Here is a 3,991-nt window from a genome sequence, read left to right as displayed (position 1 = left end):
ACCGACGGTATAGAAGTTATCAAAGCCTACTACCTTGGTGCTGTTGCCCCGGAAAACATGGGCTTCAATCCGTCCTAAAGAGGGACTGCCAATAACGATATTATCCGAGGCAGAACCATTGCCAAGGTCGACAATCCGCGCCCAGCCATGGTGGCTGTTGTAGGTGAAGGTGGTAGCGAGGGTGAAGTCCCCACCAAACTGAAGATCGCCCAAATTGCCACCGGTGCCGTTGAGATTGACGCCCTCGTTCGTCCACTGCGCGCCATTGCCCAGGCTGGCATCATGCCCCTGCCCGGTCAAATCGCCCGATGAGCTGCCATCGCCCTCAGCGAAGTTGAGCACAGTCACCAGAGACGAGTCAGGTGTCAACTCAAACACTGGCGCTTCGTTTTCTTCAAGCTGAAGATTTCTGGTACCTAGCAAATTATTTATGATGTCAGCGTCAGTATTGCCCAATGAGGACAGATCAACCCCTTCCAGTTTGATTCTCTGCGTTACGTCGCCATTTGCCTGGGGTTTGATTTCAAGGATGGTATTGCCGTTTTCAAAACTCAGGGCGATATGTTGTTCCGGCGAATTAACATTACTGAGCATCACACCGCTCAGGTCGATCACGTCCCCGCCCTGACCCACCTGAAAGTCGGTGATCACATCTTCAGCCGGTGATTGCGCGGAGCCCAAATCTGCCGCCGTCCAGGCAAAGGTGTCTGACCCTGAGCCACCGGTCAGGGTGTCATCCCCGGCACCACCGTAGATCAGGTCATCTCCAGCGTTGCCAAGGAGTTTATCGCTACCCTCTTCCCCTTTAATGGTGTCGCTACTGGCAGTTCCAATGATAATTTCACTCTCTGTGGTGCCAGTCAGACCTGAGCCTGATGGTTGGACTTCCAGCGTAATGGTTTGGACTGAACTGGAAGCCTTGCCATCGCTGACAGTAAACTCAAACTGACCACTAACGGCCGATGCGCTAACTGGCGCCGTATAGGTAAGGTTGGGAATATCTGAAGCCGCTATGACCTGATTGGCAGTGACTGCTGAACCATTAAGCGTCAGAGCGCCAGTGGATGGCAGTGTGGTAATGGTTACCGACTGCAGGCTGTCGGCCATATCAGCATCAGAAAAATGAAAGTCATCCACCGAAAAGCTGTAGCTGCCGCTGCCTTGCATCAACAAACTATTATCTTCGGCATCAGGCGTTTGGTTAAGCTGTGCGACATTAATAGTGGTGACCTGGTCGGCATAGCCTCCTAATGAATCTGTCACCCGAACCGTCACGGAATGGCTCGATGCCACCGCATAATCCAGTGCTCCGGCTACGGTAATCACACCGGTCTGGGGATCAATGGCAAACCGGCCACCGGCATCATCCACCAGGCTGTAAGTCAGGACGTCACCATCGGCATCCGTGACCTGCGCCCTGCCCACTTCTGTGCCTTGCTGGGCGTCCTCAATTATCTGGTACAGATCGTTGTCAGCAGGATCATCACTAGCAACCCAACTGGCGCCGGTAACCGTCAGATGATTACCCCCAGGCCCCCGGTCATTGGCATCACCATTGAGCAGGTAATGGCTGACCAGGCCCTGGGCCTCAGCGTCCAGAGTCCCGCCGCTGTCCATGTTGGCCTCAATCTCGGCCTGATCCCTCACGTCATTCCATATCCGAAAATCACGCATTTTCCCAGCGAATGCCTGGCTGCCATTGTAGCCACCCATCTGGCTGTCCGCCTCTTGACCGAGCACCAGACCACCACCGGTGCCAATGCTGTCACCCTGCTTGTGGGTGCCGGTATCTTCAAGCTGGCCATCGAGGTAGATCTTCAGCTCGCCTGAAGCGCTGTCCCAACTAAAGGAGAGGTGATGCCAACCGCCATCAAACAGCGCTGGCACGTCCACGACGTAACCAGCGTGGTCAATCCAGATGACCGCCTTGCCAAGGTCTGGCCTGAGGATGACCTGCAAGGCATCGGTAGAACCTACCTCATAAGTGAAAGGGGTTTGTACATTATTGCCCGCGATGTCGGGTTGTAACCACATCTCAACCGTGGTTGCCGTGGTTGGGAAAGGGCGCGCGGAATTAGCATTCACCGTACCAATCTCAGCATAGTCACCGGCGGTGCCATCAAGTGACAGGCTTTGGGTGACAAACACTGGCGCCTCGTTTTCTTCGAGCTGAAGATTTCCCTGATAAATCAGGTTGTTGATGATTTCGGCGTCTGAATTGCCCAATGAGGACAAATCAACCCCTTCCAGTTTGATTCTCTGCGTTACGCCCCCATTTGCCTGGGGTTTGATCTCAAGGAGGGTATTGCCGTTTTCGAAACTCAGGGCAAGATGTTGTTCGGGCGAATGATTGCCATTTTGCATCACATCTTTAAGATTGATCACATCCCCTCCCTGGCCGAGCTGAAAGTCGGTGATCACATCTTCAGCCGGTGATTGCGCAGAGCCCAAATCCGCCGTCATCCAGGTAAAGGTGTCTGACCCTGAGCCACCGGTCAACGTGTCATCCCCGGCCCCCCCTTGGATCAGGTCATCACCGGCGTTACCGAGGAGTTTATCACTGCCCGCTTCCCCTTTGATGGTATCGCTGTTAGCGGTTCCAACCAGAATCTCACTCCCTCCGGTGCCCGTCATATCTGAGCCTGATTCCAGCGCAACGACTATTTCTGAATCATCAATCATAGTCCCGTAATTCCCAGACGATGACCCAATATTATTACCGCCATGTTCAAAATAGATATAGCGAGCGCCAGCACCATAGTTCTGAAAAATATGGCTTTCTTCCCCCCAGCTGCTGCCGGAATTAAGAACGCCTGAGTCATAAGAGGCAAGGACATTATGGTCAGCGTCGCGAATTTCAACCTTCATATAAAACTGATTGCTGCTAACCCCATTGTTTTTAAACCAGTCACTGATATTAATATCAGGTGCCGTATCCAGATAATCAGGGTCAAAACCTTTAGCCAGCAAATCTAGCGTTTGCGACTTTTTGGCAAAGGTATTACTGCTAGTTGTCCAGCTTCTGCTATTACCATCATGGCTGTTACTGGAGAACCCCCACGCGTTAGCATCGGAAGGGACACTCCAGCCAGAGTTGAAACTGCCAGCGCTGGCATTGGTTAGCAGGTTGCCAGAGACATTCACTGCCTGTACGTCCAGCGTAAAGGTTTGAATGGCACTGGAAGCGGCTCCATCACTGACAGTAAACCCAAACTGATCATTACCAGCGGACTGGCTAAATGGCGTGGTAAAAGTAAGGTTTGGAATATCCTCAGCGGCTATGACTTGATTGGCTGTTACCGCCACCCCATTAAGAGCGAGAGTACCGATGGTTGGCAGTGAGGTAATGGTGACTGACCGCAGGCTATCAGCCATATCCGCATCAGAAAAATGAAAGTCATCTGCCGAAAAGCTATAGCTGCTACTGCCTTGCATCGTCAAACTATTATCTTCAGCATCAGGCGTGTGGTTAATCTCTGCCACACGAATAATGGTGGCCTGGTCCGTAACATTTCCTGATGAGTCTGTCACCCGGACCGTCAGCGCATGGCTAGGTGCCACGGCATAATCCAGCGCCCCGGCTACGGTAATCTCACCGGTCTGGGGGTCAATGGCAAACCGGCCACCGGCATCATCCACCAAACTGAAAGTCAGGGCATCACCCTCAGGGTCAGTGGCTCTGGCCTTGCCAACAAGAGTGCCTGGCTCAGCGCTTTCACCCACCACATGGCCCAGTGCCAGGGTTTTGCTGTAAACATCGTCGTTGCCACTGTGATCGGAGCTCCAGACGATTTTAACGGTGCCGTCGGATAGCGCCGTGACAGCGGGCATGGACTGATCGCCTGCTGATGTGTCATTAATCAGCATGGGATCAGTGAGCACTGCACCATCATCGCCATAGAGCTGGCTGTAAATGCCGGTGCCATCATCGTCAGCGGCCACAAAAGTGGTCAGAACGTCATCACCCACAGCCGTTAGTTGCAGATCACTG

The 3,991-nt window shown here is 53.0% G+C and carries 1 protein-coding gene; it reads right to left on the bottom strand.

All coding sequences use genetic code 11. The features are described 5' to 3' along the window. Positions 1–3,991, bottom strand: a 3,991-nt coding sequence (locus tag V4C51_RS17305; RefSeq protein ID WP_330927424.1) for a type I secretion C-terminal target domain-containing protein, incomplete at both ends; no start/stop codon positions are given.

It is taken from the genome of Candidatus Sororendozoicomonas aggregata (assembly GCF_031528575.1).
In the GTDB taxonomy this organism is placed as follows: domain Bacteria; phylum Pseudomonadota; class Gammaproteobacteria; order Pseudomonadales; family Endozoicomonadaceae; genus Endonucleibacter; species Endonucleibacter aggregata.
This window is presented reverse-complemented; position numbering and strand designations above follow the sequence as displayed.